Raw genomic sequence first — 263 nt, 5'->3', positions numbered from 1 at the left:
CACGTATCCATCCTTTGCATGGGGGCGCATCGCGTTCAGCTTAGCGCCTTAAGAAGCAGGTGCAGCGCTGCGCTGCACGGCTGCCAGCAAGGCCGTGGCACTGGCGCCACGGCAATCCACAACCTGTTGGGCCCCGGCGGCCCTGGCCTGTTCGGCTACCCGCGGGCTGGGCACGAACAACGGCAGGCGTGCCAGCTGCGGCCAATCGGCGCCGGCCAGCTGCTGCAAATGTTCAAAACCCTGCCCACTGCTGACCACCAGGC

1 protein-coding gene is annotated in these 263 nt (G+C 66.9%); it reads right to left on the bottom strand.

Annotated elements, in window-relative coordinates:
• Positions 1-48 precede the first annotated feature (48 nt).
• Positions 49-263: hypothetical protein (locus AC6UDB_RS07070; protein WP_500709555.1), on the bottom strand; the 215-nt coding region annotated here is incomplete at its 5' end.

Source organism: Fructilactobacillus sp. X3R2C1 (assembly GCF_059901235.1).
This window is presented reverse-complemented; position numbering and strand designations above follow the sequence as displayed.